Origin of the sequence: Bacteroides sp. f07, from assembly GCF_042854785.1 — a bacterium.
Lineage (GTDB): Bacteria > Bacteroidota > Bacteroidia > Bacteroidales > Bacteroidaceae > Bacteroides.
On the sequence record NZ_BAABXI010000001.1, the window covers coordinates 3,171,674 to 3,197,495 of the forward strand.

The following is a 25,822-nucleotide window of genomic DNA, read 5'->3' on the forward strand; positions in this document are numbered from 1 at the left end:
ATTAAATAGTTAAACAAAAAGCATCATTATAATTTCTGCTTAAATTTGAAAACCAGCGATTCATTTTTCAATCCTTTCGGCAGAGTTACTGTCACTTTGCCATCTTTCGTCCGATACTTCACGCTACGACCTGTTTGAAGCAATACCATCTTGCCGGCAGGTTCATTTCCTTCCCATACAATTTCCTGCGGCAATTCCACATTGTCCGGTAGTGCATAGATAGCATACAGCGTCTTTCCATCTTTATTAGCCGTGAACCAGACATTCTCACTTTGATAGACAGGAGTAGTGCGTGTGTTGTAGATTGCTTCACCATTTATTTTCAGCCATTGACCTATCTCTTTCAAGCGCCGTATTCCCTCTTCCTCGATAGTGCCTTCCGGCGTAGGCCCCACACCCAAAACCAAAGAACCGCCTTTAGCCACAATCTCCGTGAGAATATTGATTACTTGAGCTGCCGATTTGTAAGGAGCGTCTTTCCACCATCCCCAATGATTGGTCAGTGTGATGCAACTTTCCCAAGGATGATCCAGTTGCTGCTTGGGAATAGTCAGTTCCGGCGTTTGGTAATTTTCGTTCCGTCCGGGCACAGTCCGGTCTACCGCTATCAATCCGGGTTGGTATTCGCGTGCCTTATCTATGATTTGATCCATCTTGATGTCTTCCTTGGGAGCCCTTACCCAGCCCCCGTCCAGCCAAAGAAGGTCTACCCGACCATAACGTGTCATGAGTTCATTGATTTGATTAGCCGTATATCCTTGAAAACGTTTCCATTTATCCGGATTCAGCTTGATGTCATAATTCACATTCCGGGTGGGCGTTGCCCTGTCTTTACTCCAGTAATCATTGCAATGCCAATCGGGCTTGGAGAAGTAAGCACCTATCATAAAGTCTTTCTGACGGAAAGCATCAAACACTTGATAGGTCACATCTTTTAAAGGATTGTTTCTAAATGGCCCTTTAGTTATCGAGAAATCAGTTTCCTTCGTGTCAAACATACAAAAGCCGTCGTGATGTTTGGTAGTGAAAATCATATATTTCATGCCGGCATCTTTCATAATGTCTGCCCATACTTCCGGAGCAAACTTGGTGGGATTGAAAGATTCGCTTAATCCCCAATACCATTTTTTGAAATCATCATAAGGCATATCACCGAAGATTTTAGTGCGGCGCGGAATAAATTTTTCTTCCGAACACAACAGCCACGACTCGAAAGTACCCGGTACGGAATAAAGTCCCCAGTGGAACAGTACACCGAATTTCAAGTCTCGCCATTGGTCTAATTTCTGCAGTACTGCCGGATCTGTCGGATATTCATAAGAGGTGGATGATTTGTGCACATACCCCTGATCTTTAATATCACTTTGCTGTGCACATACATTCCAGGAAAAAGAGAGTCCGAACAAAGCAGACAATACCACTTTCATGTTTTTCATTTTTCTCATACTTATCGTCGTTTTAGAGGTTTTAAATTCCACCACTAAGATATGAGGATTAAAATGAAAGGGTGTTTTGTATCATTTTTTGTTTGTCCGATAACTGCCAGAAGAGTGCTAAAAACTATCAAAGTTTTTTAGATTTTATTCAAAAGAGCCTCTTGGACACTATTTCCTCTGCTTTTTCACATAATCAGAAGGCATACAACCCATATATTTTTTAAAACTAGTAGAGAAATAAGACCGGGAGGCAAAACCTACCATGGCACTCACTTCCGATATGGAATAACGTCCGTCCAACAATAATTTGCACGCCATATTGAAACGTATTCGCCGAATAAAATTTGCCGGCGGTTCACCTGATATGGAATTCATTTTGTAGTATAGTGACGAACGGCTCATAAAAAGTTTCTCCGCAAGATCATCGGCTGTAAAGTCTTCATCAGAGATGTTTTCTTCCACAGTCTGAATAGCCTTGGTAATAAACTCCTCGTCCAGTTTATTCGAAGTCATTTTTGCCGCATCAATATCAATCGTGCTGGAATAATAGTATCTCAAACGCTGCCTGGCTTTCAGGATATTATTGATTTTTCCTTTCAAGAGATACATAGAGAAAGGTTTGGGGATATAATCGTCCGCACCTGCCTGAATACCCGCAGTCTGCGCCTCAAGACTGCCTTTCGCCGACAACAGAATAACCGGAATATGGCAGGTTTGCATGTTCTTCTTCACAATCTCACATAACTTAATACCGTCTATCCCCGGCATCATGACATCAGAAAGAATTAAATCCACTTTCTGTTCCTTCATCATTTCCAGTGCTTCTTCCCCGTTTCCGGCTATCAACGTGATATAATCCGATTTAAAATTATCTTTCAAATAATCAACCATTTCCTTATTATCATCCACCAGCAGGATAGTCGCTCTCCCTTCTTCTTCCATACCATCCGGTTTCTCCATGTCAGTAGAATCAACTGCAACCTCTTCCATGTAGGAAACATCCATAGGAGAATACATAGGTTCTGATAAAGTGAAGGTCGCTTTCGTGTCCTGTTTTTGCTCTTCAGCTGGAAATACATGGATGTCTGCCGGCAAAATCACCCTGAATTCTGTGAATTTCCCGATTTCACTAGCGACCTCTATCGTACCCCTATGCTTGTCTATCAACAATTTCACCAAAGACAAGCCAATACCGGAACCTTTCTGATTATCGTCCACTTGGTAAAAGCGTTCGAAAATACGGGAAAGCTTCTCTTCTGGAATACCTATACCATTATCACGTATCGTAAATCCGTAAACAGCCTCCTTCTTCCACAATGATAATGAGATTTCTCCACCGTCAGGAGTAAACTTAAACGCATTGGAAAGTAAATTCATCAATATCGTTTCCAAATACATCCTGTCGACAGGAAATAATTCATCTTTCAAATCCGAACGAAAATGAAAATTAATATTTCGTTTCCGTGCATTCTCTTTAAATAAATTGAATACATTCATTGTCATGCTCCCAACCGGCCCTGAAACTATATTAATAGGTAATGTTCCCGACTCTGCCTTCCTGAAGTCAAGTAGTTGATTGACAATGTGCAGTAATTTCTGTCCATTCTTATAAACATAAGACAATTTTTGCTGCACAGCGGGCTCGAAAGAGTTCTTTTCGCCCAGCAATTCCTCTAACGGAGCTAATATCAGACTTAAAGGTGTGCGCAATTCATGAGACATATTAATATAAAAACGGACTTTCTCCTGGCTGATTTCTTCTATCTTATTCCGTTCGATATGCTCAATCTGTACCTGCATCCTCATCTTGGCACGAACAATAAAGAAATAAAATATAAAAACTAAAATACCGATGATAAAGAGGAAAAACAACGTTTTTGCCCACCATGTCTGATACCACATCGGAATAATATCAATAAAAAATTCCGCAGGGGTTTCAGCCCATTGTCCACTGTCACTACATGCCTTTACTTTAAAAACATATCTACCCGGAGACAAATTCCAATAGTTCACTCCACGGCTTCCTGCCCATGTAGCATAAATCCAATCCGAATCGTAACCTTCCAGCTTATAGGCAAACCTGTTACGGCTGTTTGACAGATAGTTAATTACAGAAAAAGTGATTCTGAACATCTTGAGTTCCGAAGGAAAAGAGACTCCCAGCAACTTCCCGTTGTCAGCCTGATAAAAATCGACATCTCCGTCTTTAGCCTGCCTTATCGGAAGATTCTGTATGGACAATCCGGTTATCACTGCATTAGGCGTAAAAGGACTGCCGGAGAAGTGTTCGGGATTAAAAAAAACGACTCCATTCAAAGTTCCTAAAAAGAAAGTGCCGTCTTTTGAGCTACATACTGCCGACTGCATAAACTGATTGTTCGGCAAACCATCTTGTTTGATATAGTTGCAGAAATTCCTTTTATGTAAATCAAAACAGGAAAGCCCCCTGCTTGTTGTGAGCCACAACCTTCCTTTTTTATCTTCCAAAATACCGCTGATACAATCATTAGGCAAACCGTCAATCATAGAATAACGCTCCCATGAAGGAGAAGTCCCTTCTTTATAACGGTACAATCCGGAAGAAGTGCCTACCCAAATGGCATGGCTACTGTCTTCATATACACACAACGCCTGTATCAGGCCAAGAGAATAAGCCCCTGCCGAATCAGCCATCACTCGCATTTCTCCGTCAGCACACATGTACAAGCTTTCTTCCGTGCCAATCCAGACACGCCGTCTTGAATCACGGAACAAGGTAGAGACAAGCACATCTTTCAGTTGAGGAAATCTGATTGCCAAAGGATGCAAGGAGATTTGTCTTGTTTGATAATCAAAACAATACAAACCAGCCATCGAACCAATCCAAAGTGTACCATCGTCTCCATCCAACAACGAATAGCAACTATTTTCCAAGGATGCGGCATCGGGAATATCATAATTACTTATATGTCCGGTCTTGATATTCAAATGGCTCAACCCGCCGTTATGCATACCGATATAAACTGAACCATTTTTCTCGGGAAACACACATTTAATGTTATTCGAACGCAAGGAGCCGGCTTTGTTGCCTTTATCAGAATAACAAGTGAAATGCCCGGTTGTCCTGTCATAATGATTCAACCCTCCATCATTTGTACCAATCCAAAGATTATTATCAAAAGGGGCTTCCGCTATGCAACTGACGGTATTGTCACTCAAAGAATTACGGTAGACGGAATGTTGCAGGACACGAAAATCAGGAGCTAATACATGATAATAATTAAGCCCTCCGTGATAAGTACCTACCCACATTCCCCCCTGATGATCCCTTAGAAGAGAACGTACGGAATTATGCCCCAAAGAAGAAGAGTCTTCATAGGAAAAGCGATATTGCGAAATACTTTTTGTATCCGGTTGGAGAATCAGTAGTCCTTCTACCGTTCCAATCCATAATCTTCCCCGGTCATCCAGTTGCAAAGCCCGGACAGCATCAGAAACAAACTGTTTCGGATAGTTTTTCCGGCTATAATGCTCTTGAATCTGGAATCTTTCATTTACCAAATATACCCCGTTTGTCAAAGAGGCTAACCAACAATTCCGGGTTTTATCATCATAAATAATATTGGAGATTACTTCATTCTTCAGCTCTGGAAGCAACTGAACAATATTGCCATTACGAAAATAATAGAAATAAATGCCTTTTGAAGTTCCAAGTAATGCTCCGTCTCCTATAGCACAAACTGAATAAACATTCTTCCCCTCTAACTGGGGAAGAATGTTCATCTTGCCATCCGTTTTCTCAAAAAGCACTAATCCCCGGTTGGTTCCTAACAACAACTGTTCCCTGTCCGCCGGCTCTTCCATCGCAAACACCTGAACCGACTGATTACCCGGTAATGAGTAATTTGTAAAATCATTACCTATAATATTATACCGGGAAAGTCCGACCATTGTCCCTGCCCATACAGTTCCCTTCCGGTCAGTATAAAGAGAATAGATGTAGTTATTTCCCAAACTGGCAGTATCGCCCAAAGATTTATAAAAAGTTGCAAAACGGAAGCCATCATGCCAGTTCAATCCTTCAGTAGTGCCTACCCATATCTTATTGTTATGATCTTGAGTTAAAGCAAGCACTGTATTGTACGACAATCCATCATCTACAGACAAACGTTTAAAACGAACTGGAGTCTCATCTGCCAATAAAGTAGACACCGGAATAAATTGAAAACAAATGGCTAAAACAATCAAATAACAAATTTGTATATATCGGTTTTTCATAAGTAATCACAGTTCAAGAACATTTTAACTAAAACAAAGATATATATTTCCAGCCACTTTTATCACATATACCCGTTAGCTTTAATTTCTTTATATCGTTTCAAAGCCTCCAGATAATAATAATCGGCATAAATCAATGGAGTATCGACTTCACTTTTGTGAGGGAAGCTACCCACCGAATGCATGAGAATAAATCCGTGATTCTCTCCTTCCCTTGCCAGGTATGTTTCTGAAGAAAGCTGTTCCAAGATTTGCCCGGCATAACGGAAATACTTCCCCCCTTGTTTTTTGTCCCCATAACCGCTTAATTCCAACAATGCAGAAGCTGTAATGGCAGCCGCCGAAGCATCGCGAGGTTCATTGGGAATGTTCGGAGCATTATAATCCCAATAAGGGATAAAATCTTTTTCGGACGGGCAATGGCTCATTATAAATTCAGCGATCTTATAAGCCGCTTTCAGATAGGCCTGTTGTTTTGTGAAACGATAACACATGGTATATCCATATACGGCCCAAGCCTGACCACGTGCCCAAGACGATTCATCATCATATCCTTGGTAAGTACCTTTCGACTCGACTGTACCATCTTCCGGCAAATAACTGACTACATGATAAGATGTCATATCTTCCCGAAAATGATTCTTCAGTGTTTTGTCAGCATGTGCTATGGCAATTTCCCGATACTTCGGATTACCGGTCTGCTCCGATGCCCAGAAAAGCATCTCCAGATTCATCATGTTATCAATAATGACAGGATAACTCCAACTGCCAAAGTCCCATGAACGAATCAATCCGACTTTCGGTTCAAAGCGCGTACAAAGGCTTTCGGCAGCGCGAACGAGAATCAGGCTGTCCGCTGGTTCCGGTTTTAGACGGATGCCTTGACCGTAACTACAAAACATCATAAAACCCAAATCGTGATTTTTCGTATAATACTGCATCGCTTCCAGACGGTCAGTATACAAACGTGCCTGTTTTGCCAATTCTTCCTTAGCTGTAAGTTCATACGCCAGCCACAGGCAGCCCGGAAAAAAACCGGAAGTCCAATCCGAAGGTTTTTCCAAGCGATATTTTCCATCTTTCAAGGAACGTGGAAAACAAAGGGTATCCGATTCGTTTTTCAACTTTTCTGCCATATAGAGCAATTGATGTCCGGATGTACTCACCGCACGGTCAAACCATTTAATCTCATTTTCTTTCGGAACATTACAAGCAGCCAGAAAAATAATTCCTGTTGCCACCATTAGAAGTTTGCTATTCATTGTTTCAATCTATTTCTGTTATTACTTCTCCATATATTAGCAACAAAGGTAGACTAACTTACAGACACCGGTTTTACAAAACTCTTTTTTTATGTCCGTTTCCATATTAGTAATGTTTGATTTTGTACAAAAGTTGTCCGCTTTCAGATATTCATAATGGTGCAGAAACGAACTGAGCCGCACGGAAAGAAATTAAATAATATAGTTTAGATTTTTCTCCACTGTATAAACAATCTATCTGAGACCCGGGTGTCAGATAGAACTCTACTACTAAGTTTTTTTCTTTGTTACTAGAGTAAATAAAATTCCGATGCATCTAATATCTATTCAAAACCGTGCAAGAATGAGCTAAATGATAATTTTCCAGTTAAACAAAATTAGAATACCCTCTTTGACATATTGAAAGCGAAATATTACGAAAATAATGATTATCTTTGAACCACTAAAAGGAGAATAACAATGAATGACCTGCTTCGTAAACTCCCCATCGGGATACAGACTTTTGAGAAACTTCGTAAGGGTGATTATCTATACGTAGATAAGACTGAACTTGTATGGAAAATAGCTTATACATCTACTCCTTACTTTCTGAGCCGTCCACGCCGTTTCGGTAAAAGCCTTCTCCTATCTACCTTTGAAGCTTACTTTGAAGGAAAGAAAGAACTCTTCAAAGGACTTGCCATCGAAAAGCTGGAAACGAAATGGGAAAAGCATCCTGTGCTGCATTTGGATTTGAACGCTGAAAAGTATGATTCTCCAGAAAGACTTTATGATATTCTTAGCCGCCAACTTACCCTATGGGAAATCCAGTATGGCAAAGGAATGGACGAAAACACTCTTTCCGGCCGTTTCTCCGGCATCATCCGCCGCGCCTACGAGCAAACAGGTAACAGCGTTGTGGTTTTGGTAGACGAATACGACAAACCTCTGCTTCAAGCTTTGGACAATGACGCCCTGCTGGATGACTACCGTAAAACCCTGAAAGCCTTTTACGGTGTATTAAAAAGCACTGACCGTTACCTGCGTTTTGTCTTCCTCACAGGAGTGACAAAATTCGCACAAGTAAGTGTATTCAGTGACCTCAACCAGTTGCAGGACATCACCTTATGGCCCGATTACGGCACTCTTTGCGGCATCACTCTTCAAGAATTACTGGATACCTTCCAACCGGAAATAAAGATACTTGCAGCCAATAATTCCATTTCTTATGATGAGGCAGTGTTACGAATGACGCGTCTCTATAACGGCTATCATTTCTGCATCAACTCAGCAGGCATTTTCAACCCGTTCAGTGTACTGAATGTTCTAAAATCAAAAGTGTTCGACAATTACTGGTTCCAGACCGGTACCCCAACCTTTCTAGTCGAGATGCTGCAAAAAACCGAATATGACCTGCGTACCTTGCTCGATGGCATCGAAGCACCGTCTTCCATGTTTTCCGAGTATCGTGTAGATTCCAATAACCCGATTCCGCTGATTTACCAAAGCGGTTATCTGACGATAAAGGATTTCGATAAGGAATTTGGCAACTATCTGCTGCAGTTCCCTAATGACGAAGTCCGATACAGCTTCATAAATTTCCTGGTTCCATTTTACACCGGAGTAAAGAACAGCGATCAAGGATTTTATATCGGTAAGTTTGTACAAGAACTTCGCTCGGGAGACTACGATTCTTTCCTCACCCGCCTGCAAGCTTTCTTTGCCGATTTCAATTACGAACTGAACGAGCAGACAGAACGCCACTACCAAGTGGTTTTCTATATTGTTTTCAAACTTATGGGACACTTCACAGACGCAGAAGTACGTAGCGCCCGTGGTCGTGCGGATGCCGTAGTGAAAACTCCTAAATACATCTACGTCTTCGAGTTCAAACTGCATGATACGGCAGAAGCGGCATTGAAACAGATTGACGATAAAGGTTACCTGATACCATATCAGGCAGATGGACGTGAAGTGATAAAACTCGGCGTAGAGTTCAGTGCGGAGAAACGCAATATCAGTCGTTGGCTGGTATGAATAGATAAAATTATAAACTATCAGAAGTAACCAATGCCCACGCCCGATAACAGCTTTTCTTATGGACAGGTACTAAAGGTAAATAGCCCGAATACACCTTCCCCTCCCTGATTTCCAACGGATAGGCTGCCGACATTCGCTCATGTTCTTTCAAGGCTTCGCCTTCCGAAGGATTATAGTCAATTCCGAAACGTCCTGTAGAATCAGTATGCATATAACGGTCGTACAGAAGACGTGTCGTGACTCCCATATTCATGCGCAGATTAATTTCTACGCAAGGATGAATCCGGAATACAGTTTTTTCATTCGCCGGAAACCGGCAAATCATCATATCAACTCCCAAATAACCTTTATAGGCAATTCCTATCAGCATAGAAAGTTTGCATTTCAAATGGCTCTCCAAGTCTGTCAAAGTTTCTAAAGGGACATATTGCGAAAGTTGTTTCCGGATAGCCTCATTAGAAAGCAGACAGTTCCCTTCATACATTCCGCTCTTACCGGTATGAAAGAGAGAATATCCCTCAAACGTCACTCCGCCTATACCGTCGGAATAAAACTCCATGGCAAAATCTTCCACCTTATTATATATAGGCTCCGCGATAACTCCACCTTGCGAAGCAGCCACACGCGTACACCAACCGGAAATAAAAGGAGTAAATACACCTTTACACCAATTCAATCCCTTGCCACTTCCCGAAAGTGGAGCTTTCAACAAGCAGCCTTCCCGCTCTTCCACAAAAGTTCTCCATTCTTCCGGTGTTTTCAAGTAATAAGATTCTCCACAGAAATGTTCATTCAACCGCAATTCCGGAAGCAATGAAACGGCTTTGGAACGATGGGAATATTCCCGTAAACCGTTTAATTGTTCCATGGAAGGAAGCAGGGCTTCATCCACGCCCAGCACTGAAAGCCGCTTCCGCAAAGCTGCGTCCCAGCCCCAAGGGTGAATATCCCAATCCGGTTCAGAAGCCAGTTCCGGGTCTGTCACCAGATGAACCGGAATATCCAGCAATTCCTGCATTTGCCTCAAATAATCCAGATTATAAGCGGAAGGAGCCAATACCGCACTCCCCTCCTCCGCATACCACATCGGAAGCAAAGACAACTCGGAAGCCATACGCCTGGCGGAAGCCGGAGCCATATAATTCATTTCACCACTGGCAAGTGCCAAATCATGCTCCGGATTGAATATATAAAGAGTCTTTTTATCCATCACAAACGAATTCAAAACATTATTCTGCAAATATATACAGGAAATAGTCAGGAAAGTCCACTATAAACAGAAAGTTGGAATTAAAAGCACAATTTTGCCATCTCTACTTTGCAAATCCTAAAAAAAGCACTATATTTGCCACCCGAAAAACAAAGAACAGAAATGGAATCATTCTATCGCACACACGCCTACCTAGTTGAGCACACTAATGCCCCCGTTCGCCGCGACCTTATGGACGAGATTGACTGGAGCGACCGCTTGATTGGTATCAAAGGGACACGTGGCGTAGGAAAAACCACTTTCCTGCTCCAATACGCCAAAGAGAAATTCGGAACCGACCGTTCATGCCTGTTCATCAACATGAACAACTTCTACTTCTCGGGACATAGTATCGTAGATTTTGCCAACGAGTTCCAGAAACGCGGTGGAAAAGTATTGCTGATCGACCAGGTGTTCAAACACCCGGAATGGAGCAAGGAACTGCGTATGTGTTACGACCGTTTTCCCAATCTGAAGATTGTCTTTACCGGTTCGTCAGTGATGCGACTGAAAGAAGAAAACCTCGAACTGCGTGATATCGCAAAGAGCTATAATCTGCGCGGATTCTCTTTCCGCGAATTCCTGAACTTGCAGACAGGCATGAAATTCCGGGCTTACAGTCTCGAAGAGATTCTCAGCACTCACGAGCAGATAGCCAAAGGAGTACTTTCCAAGGTTCGTCCGCTGGATTATTTTCAAGATTACCTGCATCATGGATTCTACCCGTTCTTCCTCGAGAAGCGTAATTTCTCGGAGAATCTGCTGAAGACGATGAACATGATGGTGGAAGTAGATATCCTGCTCCTCAAACAAATTGAACTGAAATATCTTTCAAAGATAAAAAAATTACTATATTTGCTCGCTGTCGATGGTCCGAAGGCTCCGAATGTCAGCCAATTGGCTAGCGACATACAGACATCCCGTGCCACGGTGATGAATTATATCAAGTATCTGGCAGACGCACGACTCATTAATCTTGTTTATCCGAAAGGAGAGGAATTTCCCAAAAAACCGTCCAAGATAATGATGCACAACTCCAACCTGATGTACTCCATCTATCCGGTGAAAGTGGAAGAACAGGATGTGCTGGATACTTTTTTCGCAAATTCATTATGGAAAGACCATAAGATACACAAAGGAGATAAAAACGTCTCTTTTATGGTAGATGAGGTCATGCCGTTCAAAATTTGCCAGGAAGGAGCAAAAATAAAGAATAACCCGAATGTGACATATGCGTTGCATAAGGCTGAAATAGGTCGGGGCAACCAGATACCTCTCTGGATGTTCGGCTTTTTATATTAAAAGATTTATTTACTTAAATATTTAATTTAGTTATGACTAAACAGAAGAAATTCATCACTTGTGATGGTAACCAGGCTGCAGCACATATCTCGTATATGTTCTCTGAAGTAGCAGCTATCTACCCCATCACTCCTTCTTCGACTATGGCTGAGTACGTAGACGAATGGGCTGCCGCAGGACGCAAGAACATCTTCGGCGAAACAGTATTGGTACAGGAAATGCAATCTGAAGGCGGTGCTGCCGGTGCAGTTCACGGTTCTCTTCAGGCTGGTGCGTTGACTACTACTTACACTGCTTCTCAGGGTCTTCTCCTGATGATCCCTAACATGTACAAAATTGCCGGTGAATTCTTGCCTTGCGTATTCCATGTATCTGCCCGTACATTGGCTTCTCACGCATTGTGTATCTTCGGTGACCACCAGGACGTTATGTCAGCTCGTCAGACTGGCTTTGCCATGTTGGCTGAAGGTTCTGTACAGGAAGTTATGGATTTGGCCGGTGTAGCTCACTTGGCTACTATCAAATCACGTGTTCCGTTCATGAACTTCTTCGATGGTTTCCGTACATCTCACGAAATCCAGAAGATCGAAATGTTGGAAAACGAAGACTTGGCTCCGCTGATCGACCAGGAAGCTTTGGCTGAATTCCGTGCCCGCGCACTGAATCCAATGAAACCGGTTGCCCGTGGTATGGCTGAAAACCCCGACCACTTCTTCCAACATCGTGAATCATGCAACAACTACTATGAAGCAGTTCCTGCTATCGTAGAAGAATACATGAATGAAATTTCTAAACTGACAGGTCGTAAATACGGTTTGTTCGATTACTATGGTGCAGAAGATGCAGAACGCGTGATTATCGCTATGGGTTCTGTAACAGAAGCTGCCCGCGAAGCTATCGACCACTTGGTGGCAAACGGTGAAAAAGTAGGTATGGTTGCCGTACACTTGTATCGTCCGTTCTCTGCTAAGCACTTTCTGGCTGCCGTACCTAAGACTGCCAAGTCTATCGCAGTTCTTGACCGTACTAAAGAACCGGGTGCTAACGGCGAACCTCTTTACCTTGACGTTAAAGACTGCTTCTATGGTGCAGAAAATGCTCCGGTTATCGTTGGCGGCCGCTACGGTCTGGGTTCTAAGGACACTACTCCTGCTCAAATCCTTTCTGTATTCGAAAATCTGGCTATGCCAATGCCGAAGAATCACTTCACTATCGGTATCGTAGACGATGTTACTTTCACTTCTCTTCCTCAGAAAGAAGAAATCGCTTTAGGCGGTGAAGGTATGTTCGAAGCTAAATTCTACGGTTTGGGTGCTGACGGTACAGTAGGTGCTAACAAGAACTCTGTGAAGATTATCGGTGACAACACTGACAAACACTGCCAGGCTTACTTCTCTTACGACTCTAAGAAGTCAGGTGGTTTCACTTGTTCTCACTTGCGTTTCGGTGACAACCCGATCCGTTCTACTTACTTGGTAAACACTCCGAACTTCGTTGCTTGTCACGTTCAGGCTTACCTGCACATGTACGATGTAACCCGCGGTTTGCGTAAGAACGGCTCTTTCTTGCTGAACACTATCTGGGAAGGTGAAGATTTGGCTAAGAACCTGCCTAACAAGGTGAAGAAATATTTCGCGCAGAACAATATTTCTGTATATTATATCAACGCAACTCAGATTGCACTGGAAATTGGTCTGGGTAACCGTACCAACACAATCCTTCAATCTGCATTCTTCCGTATCACAGGCGTTATTCCTGTAGACCAGGCTGTTGAACAGATGAAGAAATTCATCGTCAAGTCTTACGGTAAGAAAGGTGAAGACGTTGTCAACAAGAACTATGCTGCCGTTGACCGCGGTGGTGAATACAAACAACTGACTGTTGACCCTGCATGGGCTAACCTGCCGGATGACGCGAAAACTGAAAACAACGATCCTGCATTCATCAACGAAGTAGTTCGTCCGATCAATGCACAAGACGGTGACTTGCTGCCGGTATCTGCATTCAAAGGTATCGAAGACGGTACTTGGTATCAGGGTACTTCTAAATACGAAAAACGTGGTGTGGCTGCATTCGTTCCCGAATGGAATCCGGAAAACTGTATCCAGTGTAACAAGTGTGCATACGTTTGTCCTCACGCTTCTATCCGTCCGTTCGTACTCGATGCTGAAGAGCAGAAGGGTGCTAAGTTCGAACAACTGAAAGCTGTAGGTAAAGTATTCGACGGTATGACATTCCGTATTCAGGTAGACGTTCTCGACTGTCTGGGTTGCGGTAACTGTGCCGACATCTGTCCGGGTAATCCGAAGAAGGGTGGCAAAGCATTGACAATGAAACACCTCGAAAGCCAATTAGCTGAAGCTGACAACTGGACTTACTGTTCTGAAAACGTAAAGACTAAACAACATCTTGTTGACATCAAGTCTAACGTGAAGAACTCTCAGTTCGCTACTCCGTTGTTCGAGTTCTCAGGTGCTTGCTCCGGTTGTGGTGAAACTCCGTACGTGAAACTGATTTCTCAGTTGTTCGGTGACCGTGAAATGGTTGCTAACGCTACCGGATGTTCTTCTATCTACTCTGGTTCTGTTCCTTCTACTCCGTATACTACAAACGAAAACGGACACGGTCCTGCTTGGGCTAACTCACTGTTCGAAGACTTCTGTGAATTCGGTCTGGGTATGGAACTGGCTAACGAAAAGATGCGTGCACGTCTTGTGAAAGTTATGAACGAAGCTATTGCTGCTGACTGCACTCCGGCTGAAGTGAAAGAACTGTTCGCAGAATGGATTAACAATATGCTGGATGCTGACAAGACAAAAGAATTGGCAGCTAAGATCATTCCGGTTGTTGAAGCTAATAAGGATAAATGCAACCACTGCAAACAAATTGCTGAACTGCAACAATATCTTGTTAAACGCAGCCAGTGGATTATCGGTGGTGACGGTGCTTCTTACGATATCGGTTACGGTGGTCTCGACCATGTAATCGCTTCCGGTAAGGACGTTAACATCCTCGTTCTGGATACTGAGGTTTACTCTAACACAGGTGGTCAGTCTTCTAAGGCTACTCCGGTAGGTGCTATCGCTAAGTTCGCTGCTGCAGGTAAGCGCGTACGTAAGAAAGACCTCGGTCTGATGGCTACTACTTACGGTTATGTATATGTTGCTCAGATTGCTATGGGTGCTGATCAGGCTCAGACTCTGAAAGCTATCCGCGAAGCTGAAGCATACCCCGGACCATCTTTGATTATCGCTTACGCTCCGTGTATCAACCACGGTCTGAAAGCCGGTATGGGTAAGAGTCAGGAAGAAGAAGAAAAGGCTGTTAAGTGCGGTTACTGGCACTTATGGCGTTACAACCCGGCTTTGGAAGAAGAAGGCAAGAATCCGTTCCAATTGGATAGCAAAGAACCGAATTGGGAAGATTTCCAAGGTTTCTTGAAGGGTGAAGTTCGTTACGCTTCTGTAATGAAACAATATCCTGCTGAAGCTGAAGAGTTGTTCAAAGCTGCTGAAGAAAACGCTAAATGGCGTTACAACAGCTACAAACGTCTGGCTAGAGAAAACTGGGGTGCTGAATAATTAATCACGCTCTGATACATATAAAATGGGAGTCTGCTCAATGCATGACTCCCATTTTTTGTTTGAGCCGGAGCTGAATAAAAGTTAGCGCCGGCTCAATTTTCTTGATTCTGTTTGTCCTTTGATTCCGGAATCCAACTATCGACCAGCTCACGGTGTTCGTCTCTCCACTTACGCGCTATCTCCCCTTCGTCCATCCGGGCGTCTTTCATAGCTGTCATAAAAGAGCTGAGTTCTTCTGTCGTTAATTTGATGTTACCAAAAAATTCGGCAGCGAACGGGTCTTTTTCACTGAAGCCTTTCCAGGCGATGGCATGTATTTCTTCCAAGTCTCCATACACCTTCTTCGGGTCGTCCAGGAATTTCAAGTCATACTGATCGAACATCCAATGCGGTGTCCATCCTGTGATGACAATCCATTCTCCCTTATCCATCACTTTCTTCAGAGATGCCAGCATGGTCGAGCTACTCGAAGTCATGAGATTATACCCATCAAGTCCGTAAGCAGAGATAGCTTTATCCGTAGTTTTCATAATTCCCGCTCCGGCATCGATTCCTACTATTTCAGAAGAGAAACGGTCTTTATTGGCTACCAGTTCGTCTATGGAATTGACGGTGACGTATTGGGGAACGACCAGTCCGACACGTGCTTCTCCATACACTTCACCTAGGAATTCAATGCTATCTCCGTATTGGTCCATATAGTCTTTCATTGTTATCGGCAGCCAGGCATCCAAAAAGACATCTGATTTCTTTCCTGACATAGACACGAAAATCGGAGCAAGGTCTGCATTTTGCAATTCCACTTCATAGCCTTGTTCTTCTAATACGACCTTAGCCAAATGGCTCATGGCAATACCTTCCAGCCAGTTGGCATAGGCTATTTTCACTTTCTTTTTGTCTGCGTCCGGATTCGTACAGGAAGCCAGGAAAAGCAGGACGGAAAGTATTATTCCTGCTAATTTATATATTCTCATTTTCGTTCCTTTCTATTTTTTAGTCCTTCTTATTCTTTCGTCCTGCCATACCTTGTGTGATACGGTCTAAGATAATGGCTAAGATTACCACTGCTATACCACCCTCAAAACCGAGTCCGATTTTCATTTGAGTAATACCTTTCAAGACTATTTCTCCCAGACCACCGGCAGCAATCATTGCGGCGATGACGACCATGGAGAGCGACATCATGATCGTTTGGTTTACTCCGGTCAGGATAGTAGGTAATGCCAAAGGAAGCTGCACTTTATACAGCAACTGCCAACGGGTAGCTCCAAATGAACGGGAAGCCTCCACTACATTCTTAGGAACCTGCCGGATTCCCAATCCGGTAAGACGGACTACGGGCGGCATGGCGAAAATGATAGTCGCAAAAACTCCGGGCACCGCTCCCAAACCGAAGAAAAGGACGGCAGGAATCAAGTAAACAAAAGCAGGCATCGTCTGCATCAAGTCGAGAATGGGGCGGAGTATTTTCTCTGCACGCGGACTGTTCGCCGTCCATACTCCTAAAGGCACGCCAACAATCAAAGCCAGACAAGTAGATGACAAAACGAGAGCAAGCGTTTGCATGGTTGCCTCCCAAAATCCCATTCCATAGATAAGCAATAAGCCTAATACAGTGAAGATAGCTGTCCCGCGTCCTGCCTTCATCCATGCTGCTACGACAAGCACCAGGATAGTTATATAAAAGGGAATTCCGAAAAGTATATGCTGAAATCCGATGATGAAACTACCGATACCTGCATTCACGGCATCAAAAAAAGTGGCGAAATGCACCATCATCCAGTTGATGGCACTTTCTATATATTGTCCTATATTTATCATAAGTCTATTGCGTTTTGAATTATTTCGTTTATTTCTTCTTTATCTTTCCCTGTCACTTCGATAATTAAAGATGAAAGCGGGATGGTTCCCAAAAATTCGTGGGTTTCGTCAATTACCCAAACAGGTGAATTGCTCTTTGTCATCAGGGGAAGTATGTCTTCCAATACCGTATCACACAATACTGAATGGACTTCCGTACGCACAATCGCTTCTATGGATTTTTCCTGTTTGCCACGTAACTTAAGCAGGTCGTTCAGACGTACTTCGCCTACCAGTTTGTCGTCGGCATCTATGACGGGCAATACTGTGATATTCTTCGCGCGCATTTTGCGGATTAAGACCTCGGGACCTTCTTTTTTCAGACGGGCAACCAATGGTTTGTCAATCATCAAGGATGAAGCAGTGATAATTTTACTTCTGTCAACGTTTTCTACAAAGCGGGCTACATAATCGTTGGCCGGTTCAGTCAGAATTTCTTCCGAAGTTCCTATTTGTACTACTTCACCGTCTTTCATGATAGCAATACGGTCGCCCAATTTAATCGCTTCGCTCAAGTCGTGGGTAATAAAGACAATAGTCTTTTTCATCTTCGATTGCAAAGCAAGCAATTCATCCTGCATCTGTACCCGAATCAAGGGGTCGAGAGCAGAGAAAGCCTCATCCATTAACAGTACTTCGGGATTATTGGCCAAGGCACGGGCCAGTCCGACGCGTTGCTGCATCCCGCCGGAAAGCTCGCCTACCATCTGATTCTCATAACCTTTCAGTCCTACCAGCTTCATACTTTCCATGGCTTTCTTTTCGCGTTCCTCTTTCTTCACTCCCTGAAGTTCAAGCCCGAATGCTATATTATGTAATACGGAACGGTGGGGTAACAGACCGAAGTTCTGGAAAACCATCGCCAGTTCCTTGCGCCGGACCTGTAACAGTTCTTTTTCAGAAACCTTGGAAATATCCACCCCATTCACAAGCACTTGTCCCGAAGTGGGACGTATCAGACGGTTGATACAACGCAGTAATGTCGATTTCCCACTGCCGGAGAGCCCCATTATCACAAAAAATTCTCCTTCGTTAATTGAAAGATTAGCATCTTTCACTCCTACCGTGCACCCGGTATCTTTCAGAATCTCCGCTTTACTCTTACCTTCTTTCAGCATCTTGAGTGCTTTCTGCTTCTCATGACCAAAGATAAGATACAAATCCTTTATTTCTATTTTACTCATAATATATTGGTTTAGATTATAATATTTGTTTTGCTTTCAACTGCCGTGTCTATCATTCTCAACAATGATAAACAAGTTGAAAGCCGCTTAGTTCGGTCACGTTACAGGATAACATGACAAACTGATGAGTTCTAAATGATTAAAAAAACAGACTGAGTAGTTTAAAAGGAATAGAATTTGATAAGATTATCCTCTCAATAAGCAGTAAAAATGGTATTTTTATATCTGAATAACAGCCTGTTTCTGCATATTATTTCCACAAAGATAGGCAAAATAGATTAAAGATGCAAATTTTATTCAGAAACGGAGTAGTTCCAAAGATGCTTTTCCAAGTCTACGCACCCATTTTGTTTGAAAGAAATCCCTTCTTCCAAAAGTAATAGTTTTTGCTCTTCCCAACCGGGGACAAGACGTCCTGATGCATTGACCACCCTATGGCAAGGTGCGGAAACATCGTCCGGCAGTTGCTTCAAAGCACGCCCTACCATACGGGAACATTGAGGCATTCCCAGTAACCCGGCAATACTTCCATAAGTAGATACCTTACCTGCCGGAATCTCACATACCACCTGATACACTTCTTGGCAGAAGGTTTTTGAAAGACTCGCTTTATCTACTTTATAATCTTTCATTGCTCTGTTTTTTACTGATTTTGTTCTCCAAAGCTAGATAAAAAGAAGAGAATTTGCAAATAATCAGTCTCTATTATACAATATTTGCAACTTTACTTGCTTTATCTACAAATAATTCCGAGATTTGCAACGATTAAACAACCAAGTTACTAACAAAGCAAACTACTCTGTTATGAAAAAGAAAAATATCCTATTCGTAATCTGTATGTCGGGCGCCTTCACTTTCAGCTCCTGTGAGAAGAACCTTTACGATGAAAGCAAGCAACCCGAGAAAGAAATTCAAGTAAAAGACTTGGAGATACCGGCAGACTTTCAGTGGAAATTAACTCAAGTAACCGAAGGGAGAGTATCAGCTACCACACCTACTACAGTTTCCCTTTTCCTGGATGAAGTATGTAGTACAGGAGAAAAAATAGCAACTATTCCGGTAGATGCAGAAGCATCCACTCTTCCTTTAAGTATTCCGACCTATGCAAAAATGCTGTATGCCCAATACGAGACGAGTACTAATGGTACAAAGAAGATAGCTATACCCGTAAATGCTGACGGAAGTTTCTTATTGAATATCACTGATGGTAAGGCTAACACTACCCGGACAATCACTCGCGGACACGATATAGAAGATGACACAAAATTAGAAGGAGGAATCATCCTTCATCCGAAGGATGGTTGGGGAACAATCATGTTTGAAGACCAATTTCCCTCATTAGGAGATTACGACTTCAATGATTTTGTAGTCAATTACAAGGTACAATTCCAAGACATCAAAAAGATTAATAAAAAATATACAGCACAGTATATACAAATAGGATTACGTCTAAGAGCTATCGGTGGAATATTCCCCTACTCTCCTTATTTAAGATTGAAAGAGATAGATACTGACGAAGTAGAAAGTATAGAAGTTTATGAGTCAAAAAATATAAGTTCTGCATTCGATGAAATAGAACATATCTCTAAAGAGCATGAGCATCTTATTATCAACCTCAGCCCATTAATTCAAAATCTGTCAAAACCGGCAGGCAGCCAATATTTTAATACAGAACGAAATGCTTTAATAGCTACGGATGATTTACCGGAAATTCATATTCTGATTGAATTGAAGAAGAGAAAAGAAGTAAAAGAAATATTAGAAGACGACGAGTTTGACTTCTATTTAAAACGCAAGGATAGCGGAACTGAAATACACATGAATGGCATTGAACCGGTAGCATACCAATATCCATTCAATGACAAGAATCTATATCCAGTATATAAAGACGGAGATGAAGAAGACGATAACTACTATTATAGTAAAGAACGTCTGATTTGGGGATTGAGAGTACCGGGCAATGCAGCACACGCTATTGAGGGAGGCAATTTCCTAAATGCCTATAAAGGTTTTGCCAAATGGGCACAAAGTGGTGGAAAGAATGAACAGAACTGGTATAATCAGGGAAATGCAGATGATAATCTATTGATTCATAATTAATCCGCATAAATAAAAAGACTGTCTCCCAATAATGGTAAGTTCATCATTATTGGGAGACAGTCTTTTTATTATATATTGAGGGATTTCCCTGCCCTATCCTTTCCTCTTCAACAAATCCGTTGGGCTCTCACCAAACTGTTCCTTATAGCATTTAGTAAAATAAGAAGGAGAACTGAAGCCGACTTCATAACCTATTTCAGCCACAGTCATATCCGATGAAGCAAGCAGAGACGCGGCTTTCTTCAGGCGGGCAATTCGAAGTAATTCATTAGGAGAATAGTTAGTCAGGGATTTTATCTTCCGATAAAGCTGCACACGACTCAGTCCCATATCCTTGCCCAAGTCTTCTACATTCAGACCGGAATCTCCCATCTTCGCATCAATCAAGGCTTTGAATTTTTCTACAAAGTCCTTGTCCATATCACAGACATCTTCTTTTGCTAATGTCTGTCCGTCACCAAAGAATTGTTTCAGACGACGATGTGAATCTATCAGGTTGCGGACACGTGCCAGTAGTAATTGCGAACTGAAAGGCTTGGAAATATAAGAGTCCGCGCCGCCGTCATAGCCTTGAATCCGTTGTTCATCCAAAGAACAGGCTGTTAATAGGATAACAGGAATATGACATGTTTGCAATTCACTTTTCAGACGGCGACAACATTCAATACCGTCAATGCCGGGCATCATTACATCGGAGATTATCAAGTCCGGGACATATTTCATGGCCTTACGGATACCTTCCGAACCGTCTGCTGCTTCAATGACAGTATAGTCGGAATGAAGCAATCCATGAATATATGAACGAATATCCGCATTATCATCAATGATAAGTACGGAAGGTTTGGAAGAATCATAGTTCTTTTCCAGTTCCTCTTCTTCAATGGATAAAGCATCATTCAAGGGAGAAGCTTCGGAAACAGAAGATGCGGGAGAGTCTTCCAAAGAAGAAGTCTCATAAGCACAAGCCTGTACTGGCAAATCTACCGTAAAGACAGTTCCTTGCTTTTCATCACTTTCCACTGATATAGTTCCGCCGTGCAATTCTACGAAAGCCTTTACTAATGCAAGTCCTATTCCCGAACCGGCATGGTGCATATCTATTTTATAGAAACGTTCAAAAATACTCCGGATATGTTCTGCGGAAATCATCGAACCGGTATTGGTTACCGTAAAACGAATCCACTGGCTACTTTCTTTCATCAACGAAGCCAGGCGGACTGTTACTTTTCCATTCTCGGGAGTAAACTTAAAGGCATTGGAGAGCAGATTGAAATAAATACGTTCCAGTTTCTCTATATCTGCCAATGTATGGTAATCCGTATCCGGCATATTGTCAAAAGAAAAATGAATATGCTTTTTGCGGGCTGCCGACAGGAAAGATTCGTTCCAACCTTCGAAAGAGGAAAGAATATCTACCGGAACGGGAGTATATTCCATCTTGCCATTTTCGTATTTACGGAAATCCAAAATCTGATTGACCAAGCGCAAGAGGATATTTACGTTTCGTTGTATCAGCATCAACATTCGATGCTGGTCACCACTTAGTGTATTATCGGCCAACAGATGCTCTACCGGATCGGCAACCAAAGTTAATGGAGTACGGAAATCATGAGAGATGTTCGTAAAGAAAACAAGTTTGGCATGGGTCGCTTCTTCCAGTTGATGGGAAAGCTGTATTAATTGGTCACGCTGTTCTTCCAGTTTGTCACGTTGTTCTTCCAACTTATCCCGTTGCTCTTCCAATTGTCTCTTTTGTTCCGACAATTCTTTATTCAGCCTGTTTTTAGAGCGAAGAGACTTATAAACAACTAATAATAATCCTGCCACCAATAAAAGAATGACCAAACCACCATACATGACAACCTGCTGCGTAGCTACACGTGACAGATACCCGCCGATACGTCCGTTTAAGGTTTCTATCTTCTGGTCCAGTTCTGATATATGAGTGGTCTGAAGTTGCATGACGTGTGCGTTCGTACGGTCTACAACAGCGGTATTCATCACAGTTTCTCTAGGATAAGGCTTTTTCTCAAGGATGTTCATTGCCAACTGCAATACCTTGTCGCCATTGGTAGGATAGATAAAGGTGGCGTCCAACACACTGTCTAGCACAAGTTCAAGTCCGTTTCCTTTACCCGGCAGAGCGTCGATACCGACAAACATCATTTCCTTATCCCGTCCCACTTTCTTGGCGGCCTGATACGCTCCCGGAGCTATGCGGTCATTATGAGCATATACGGCATCAATCTTCGGATGACGACGGAGCATGCTATCCATTGCCACTTCTGCCGGACCACGCTCCCAGGCAGCATCCGCTTTATCAATCAGTTTGACGTCCGGGAAGTTACTGATGGCAGCCATAAAGCCTTGATGCCGTTCCATAGCAGGAGTCGAACCACCTAAGCCGGTAAGCTCCACCACATTTCCTTTTCCTTTCAGGCTGGATGCAATGTAGTTTCCCACCGCGCGACCTATTTCATAATTATCAGCACCGATATATGCAGTATATTTATCAGAAAGAATCTTCCGGTCTACCAAAACAACGGGAATTCCCTTTTGGTAGGCTTCTTCTACTATCGGAGTCATGGGAGCTGCTTCATTGGCGGAGATTATCAGTAAATCGACACCCTTATCTATGAAATAATGGACATCTTCCGCCTGCTTGCGGTTATCATCTCCGGCAGAACGTATTTCGACCGATACCCCGTCATAGAACATCGCTTCACGGAGAATTTCATCATTCATCTTATGCCGCCATGAATCATCACTGCATTGAGCCACCCCAATACGGAAACGAGGAGCATCCTGCCGACAGGCAGCCATTCCTAAAAGACAAAACAATAGCACTATCCACTTCGTATATTTCATCGCTTTAATTGTTTTCATTCTTTCGTTTTTCTTTCTGTAATCCAAATTCTTTTCCCTTCGTTATTAGCATTCACTACCGGGAAGTACATCAATTCCACTTTCGCAGGATTTAGCGTATATTTACTTGTAAATCTCGGTAACAGAGGAATCTTAAATCCATAAGTGCCTATCAGCAATTTCTCGCTAAAGATAACAGTTTTCTCTTTAAAATATTCACCTTTGAAAAGAAAAACATGAAAAGGAACGACCGGAGCATACCGATAATGAACTTCATTCTGCTCTACATCAGCTAACAGGAAATGTCCCCCGGAAAGAAGATAAGATGAATACAAATATTCACCGGAGAATTATTAAGAAAAGTGTAAAGCCTAAATAAAACGCTTAATCAATGTTATAAAACATCTCTTTTTATTTGGATTATTTGCAGATATCACAGAAGTCCGTATCTTTGCACTGTGTTTTTCATAGTATTAGATTTAAGGTTAACAAAGGTTGGAGCAAGGCGTTGCTCCTTTTTTTATGTCCGTACCTTAATTTAAACATAAAAATAGAGGTACATTCCATAAAATGAAACATACCTCTACATATAATATCAAAAAGCCTATAATAACCTGTCTTTCAACACCTGCGGAAGTTCCGGCATCGCCCCGCTCTGCGTACAGACATAAGCAGAAACTTCCACCGCCAATTTATGAGCTTCGGGAACCGGCTTGCCATTCAATATGGAAGCACAGAAAGCTGCCGTAAAGGAATCGCCTGCTCCTACCGTATCGGCTACGGGAACTCTCGGTGTTTCTTGGAAAGAGACGACACCCGGAGTAAATACATAGCTGCCATTGATGCCGCAAGTCAGAATCAACATCTTCAGATTATATTTAGCCAACAGAATCCAGCACTTATCCTGCAAGTCGATGCCCGGATAACCGAACATACGGCTGATGGTCACCAGTTCTTCATCGTTTATCTTCAAGACATTGCAACGTTGGAAAGATTCGCGCAACACTTCCTTGGTGTAGAAGTCTTGGCGGAGATTGATGTCAAATATCTTCAGTTGTCCGTCTATATCGGGCATTGTATCCAAAAAACGATTGATAGTAGTGCGACTTGCTTCATTGCGTTGCGCCAACGAGCCGAAGCAGACGGCACGCGTACTCAGAGCCAAGCGTTTCAGTTCGTCCGTGAAAGGAATGTTATCCCAGGCAACACCCTCCTTGATTTCATAGCAGGGCACACCTTCAGCATCCAGTGTCACTTGCACCGTACCGGTAGGATAATCTACCCGTTCAATCTGAGTGTTCAGTTTCTTGTCTTTAAATACTGACATTATCTCGTCACCCAGTTCGTCATTACCTACCGCACTGACTACACGGCTGTCAAAGCCGAATTGTGAAACATGGTAAGCAAAGTTTGCCGGAGCACCACCTATTTTCTTTCCTTCGGGCAGCACGTCCCATAGTGCTTCGCCCATTCCTACTATTATATTATTCATGATAAACAGAGTTTAATTGATTCCCAAATATAAAATTATTTTCTGATACGGAGCGTATAGAACAGCAGATAAAGCACACCGATTGTCATAACGGCAATTGCTCCGTTCTGTCCCATAGAAGTATCCGAAGCCACTCCCATCGCTAACGGAAATACCGTTCCACCGAAAAGCCCCATAATCATCAAGCCGGAAACTTCGTTTTTCTTACCCGGCAGATACAGCAACGCTTGCGAGAAGATGACGGAGAATACATTAGAGTTACCAAAACCAATCAGGGCAATGCAAGCATAGATTACCGCTTTCTCATGGAAGATGAACAAACCAATCATGGCAACCAGCATCATCACTACACTGATAGCGAAGAAAGACTTCGGAGACATCTTGCGCAGAATGAAAGAACCCAGAAAACAACCTGCCGTACGGAAGATAAAATAAAGGCTTGTCGCAAAAGCGGCATCATCCAGTCCCATGCCGATGCGTTCCATCAGAATCTTCGGAGCGGTAGTGTTCGTGCCTACATCAATGCCGACATGACACATGATACCGATAAAGCAAAGCAGGATAAACGGTTTGCCGAGCAAGGCAAGGCACTGACCGAAAGTAGACGGTTTGCCCTCTTCCTTTTCTTCTTCAATCTGTGTAATGTTGAGCAAAAGAATGGCGATGACAGCCACTATCATATAAATCGGGAAGAGAATCCGCCAACCCAGGTCGAAAGACGGAATAGCTTGCGTCGCTCCCCACATGGCAATATATGGCGCAAGGAAAGAAGCGATGGCTTTTACGAACTGCCCGAAAGTCAGGCTACTCGCCAGGCGGTCACCCCGCACGATGTTGGAAAGTAACGGGTTCAGGGAAGTCTGCATCAATGCATTTCCGATACCCAACAGGGAGAAAGAAATCAACATCAGCATATAACTGTCACCGAAAACCGGCAGCAACAGTGAAGCGAATGTCACCAGCAGACTGAGCAATACTGTTTTCTTCTGACCGATACGGCTCATCAGCATCCCCGTCGGTACGGAGAAAATCAAGAACCAGAAGAAGACGAGTGAGGGGAAAATATTTGCTTGCGAGTCCGACAGGCCAAGGTCTGCCTTTACATAATTGGAGGCAATGCCTACCAAATCAACGAACCCCATAGCGAAGAAACATAGCATCACCGGGATAAGTTTGGAGAGAGAAGAGTTTTTACTGTTTTCCATTGTTATA

At 42.8% G+C, this 25,822-nt stretch carries 16 protein-coding genes; 4 read left to right on the top strand and 12 right to left on the bottom strand.

Annotated elements, in window-relative coordinates:
* Positions 1 to 26: 26 nt before the first annotated feature.
* From ACGHVY_RS12975 to ACGHVY_RS12985, 3 genes are all read right to left on the bottom strand, one after another.
* Positions 27 to 1,445 (bottom strand): alpha-L-fucosidase, encoded by a 1,419-nt coding sequence (locus ACGHVY_RS12975; protein WP_390599404.1) that lies wholly within the window; start codon positions 1,443 to 1,445, stop codon positions 27 to 29.
* Positions 1,446 to 1,604: 159 nt separating this feature from the next.
* Complete coding sequence (locus tag ACGHVY_RS12980; RefSeq protein WP_390599405.1) at positions 1,605 to 5,693, bottom strand: two-component regulator propeller domain-containing protein; 4,089 nt, start codon at positions 5,691 to 5,693, stop codon at positions 1,605 to 1,607.
* A gap of 62 nt (positions 5,694 to 5,755) precedes the next feature.
* On the bottom strand, positions 5,756 to 6,955 hold the full coding sequence (locus tag ACGHVY_RS12985) for a glucuronyl hydrolase (protein ID WP_390599406.1): 1,200 nt from the start codon (positions 6,953 to 6,955) through the stop codon (positions 5,756 to 5,758).
* 459 nt (positions 6,956 to 7,414) lie between these two features.
* On the opposite strand from ACGHVY_RS12985, the gene ACGHVY_RS12990 reads away from it, so the two are divergent.
* A complete protein-coding gene (locus ACGHVY_RS12990; RefSeq protein WP_390599407.1) occupies positions 7,415 to 8,971 on the top strand; it encodes an ATP-binding protein in 1,557 nt (518 codons plus the stop codon).
* A 10-nt stretch (positions 8,972 to 8,981) separates the two neighbouring features.
* Here the strand turns inward: ACGHVY_RS12990 and ACGHVY_RS12995 are convergent, their stop codons facing one another.
* Positions 8,982 to 10,184 carry a hypothetical protein gene (locus ACGHVY_RS12995; RefSeq protein WP_390599408.1) on the bottom strand — a complete coding sequence of 401 codons (1,203 nt, stop codon included), beginning with the start codon at positions 10,182 to 10,184 and terminating at the stop codon, positions 8,982 to 8,984.
* A gap of 162 nt (positions 10,185 to 10,346) precedes the next feature.
* Between ACGHVY_RS12995 and ACGHVY_RS13000 the strand changes: the two genes are divergently transcribed.
* Both ACGHVY_RS13000 and nifJ read left to right on the top strand, forming a co-directional pair.
* Positions 10,347 to 11,525 carry an AAA family ATPase gene (locus tag ACGHVY_RS13000; protein WP_308744544.1) on the top strand — a complete coding sequence of 393 codons (1,179 nt, stop codon included), beginning with the start codon at positions 10,347 to 10,349 and terminating at the stop codon, positions 11,523 to 11,525.
* Between the two features lie 32 nt (positions 11,526 to 11,557).
* Positions 11,558 to 15,106 (top strand): pyruvate:ferredoxin (flavodoxin) oxidoreductase, encoded by a 3,549-nt coding sequence (nifJ, locus tag ACGHVY_RS13005; RefSeq protein WP_390599409.1) that lies wholly within the window; start codon positions 11,558 to 11,560, stop codon positions 15,104 to 15,106.
* A gap of 95 nt (positions 15,107 to 15,201) precedes the next feature.
* Here the strand turns inward: nifJ and ACGHVY_RS13010 are convergent, their stop codons facing one another.
* The 4 genes from ACGHVY_RS13010 to ACGHVY_RS13025 form a co-directional block, all read right to left on the bottom strand.
* Positions 15,202 to 16,083 (bottom strand): glycine betaine ABC transporter substrate-binding protein, encoded by an 882-nt coding sequence (locus ACGHVY_RS13010; RefSeq protein ID WP_390599410.1) that lies wholly within the window; start codon positions 16,081 to 16,083, stop codon positions 15,202 to 15,204.
* A gap of 19 nt (positions 16,084 to 16,102) precedes the next feature.
* Positions 16,103 to 16,930: a proline/glycine betaine ABC transporter permease gene (locus ACGHVY_RS13015; RefSeq protein ID WP_308746844.1), complete on the bottom strand. Its 828-nt coding sequence runs from the start codon at positions 16,928 to 16,930 to the stop codon at positions 16,103 to 16,105.
* On the bottom strand, positions 16,927 to 18,153 hold the full coding sequence (locus ACGHVY_RS13020; protein ID WP_390599412.1) for a glycine betaine/L-proline ABC transporter ATP-binding protein: 1,227 nt from the start codon (positions 18,151 to 18,153) through the stop codon (positions 16,927 to 16,929). Before ACGHVY_RS13020 ends, ACGHVY_RS13015 begins: the two co-directional genes overlap by 4 nt.
* A gap of 293 nt (positions 18,154 to 18,446) precedes the next feature.
* Entirely contained in the window at positions 18,447 to 18,785 is a 339-nt protein-coding gene (locus ACGHVY_RS13025) for a methylated-DNA--[protein]-cysteine S-methyltransferase (RefSeq protein WP_308746842.1), read from the bottom strand.
* Between the two features lie 172 nt (positions 18,786 to 18,957).
* Between ACGHVY_RS13025 and ACGHVY_RS13030 the strand changes: the two genes are divergently transcribed.
* Positions 18,958 to 20,253, top strand: a complete 1,296-nt coding sequence (locus tag ACGHVY_RS13030; RefSeq protein WP_390599413.1) for an LruC domain-containing protein — start codon at positions 18,958 to 18,960, stop codon at positions 20,251 to 20,253.
* 93 nt (positions 20,254 to 20,346) lie between these two features.
* On the opposite strand, the gene ACGHVY_RS13035 is transcribed toward ACGHVY_RS13030, so the two are convergent.
* The 4 genes from ACGHVY_RS13035 to ACGHVY_RS13050 all read right to left on the bottom strand — a co-directional run bounded on the left by ACGHVY_RS13035 (position 20,347) and on the right by ACGHVY_RS13050 (position 25,815).
* Complete coding sequence (locus ACGHVY_RS13035; protein WP_390599684.1) at positions 20,347 to 23,121, bottom strand: substrate-binding domain-containing protein; 2,775 nt, start codon at positions 23,119 to 23,121, stop codon at positions 20,347 to 20,349.
* Between the two features lie 14 nt (positions 23,122 to 23,135).
* The gene (locus tag ACGHVY_RS13040; RefSeq protein ID WP_308746839.1) at positions 23,136 to 23,453 is read right to left on the bottom strand and encodes a hypothetical protein; all 318 of its coding nucleotides are present in this window, start codon (positions 23,451 to 23,453) and stop codon (positions 23,136 to 23,138) included.
* 269 nt (positions 23,454 to 23,722) lie between these two features.
* Positions 23,723 to 24,610, bottom strand: a complete 888-nt coding sequence (locus tag ACGHVY_RS13045) for a carbohydrate kinase (protein WP_390599414.1) — start codon at positions 24,608 to 24,610, stop codon at positions 23,723 to 23,725.
* A gap of 35 nt (positions 24,611 to 24,645) precedes the next feature.
* Positions 24,646 to 25,815, bottom strand: a complete 1,170-nt coding sequence (locus tag ACGHVY_RS13050) for an MFS transporter (RefSeq protein WP_390599415.1) — start codon at positions 25,813 to 25,815, stop codon at positions 24,646 to 24,648.
* Between the last annotated feature and the right edge of the window lie 7 nt (positions 25,816 to 25,822).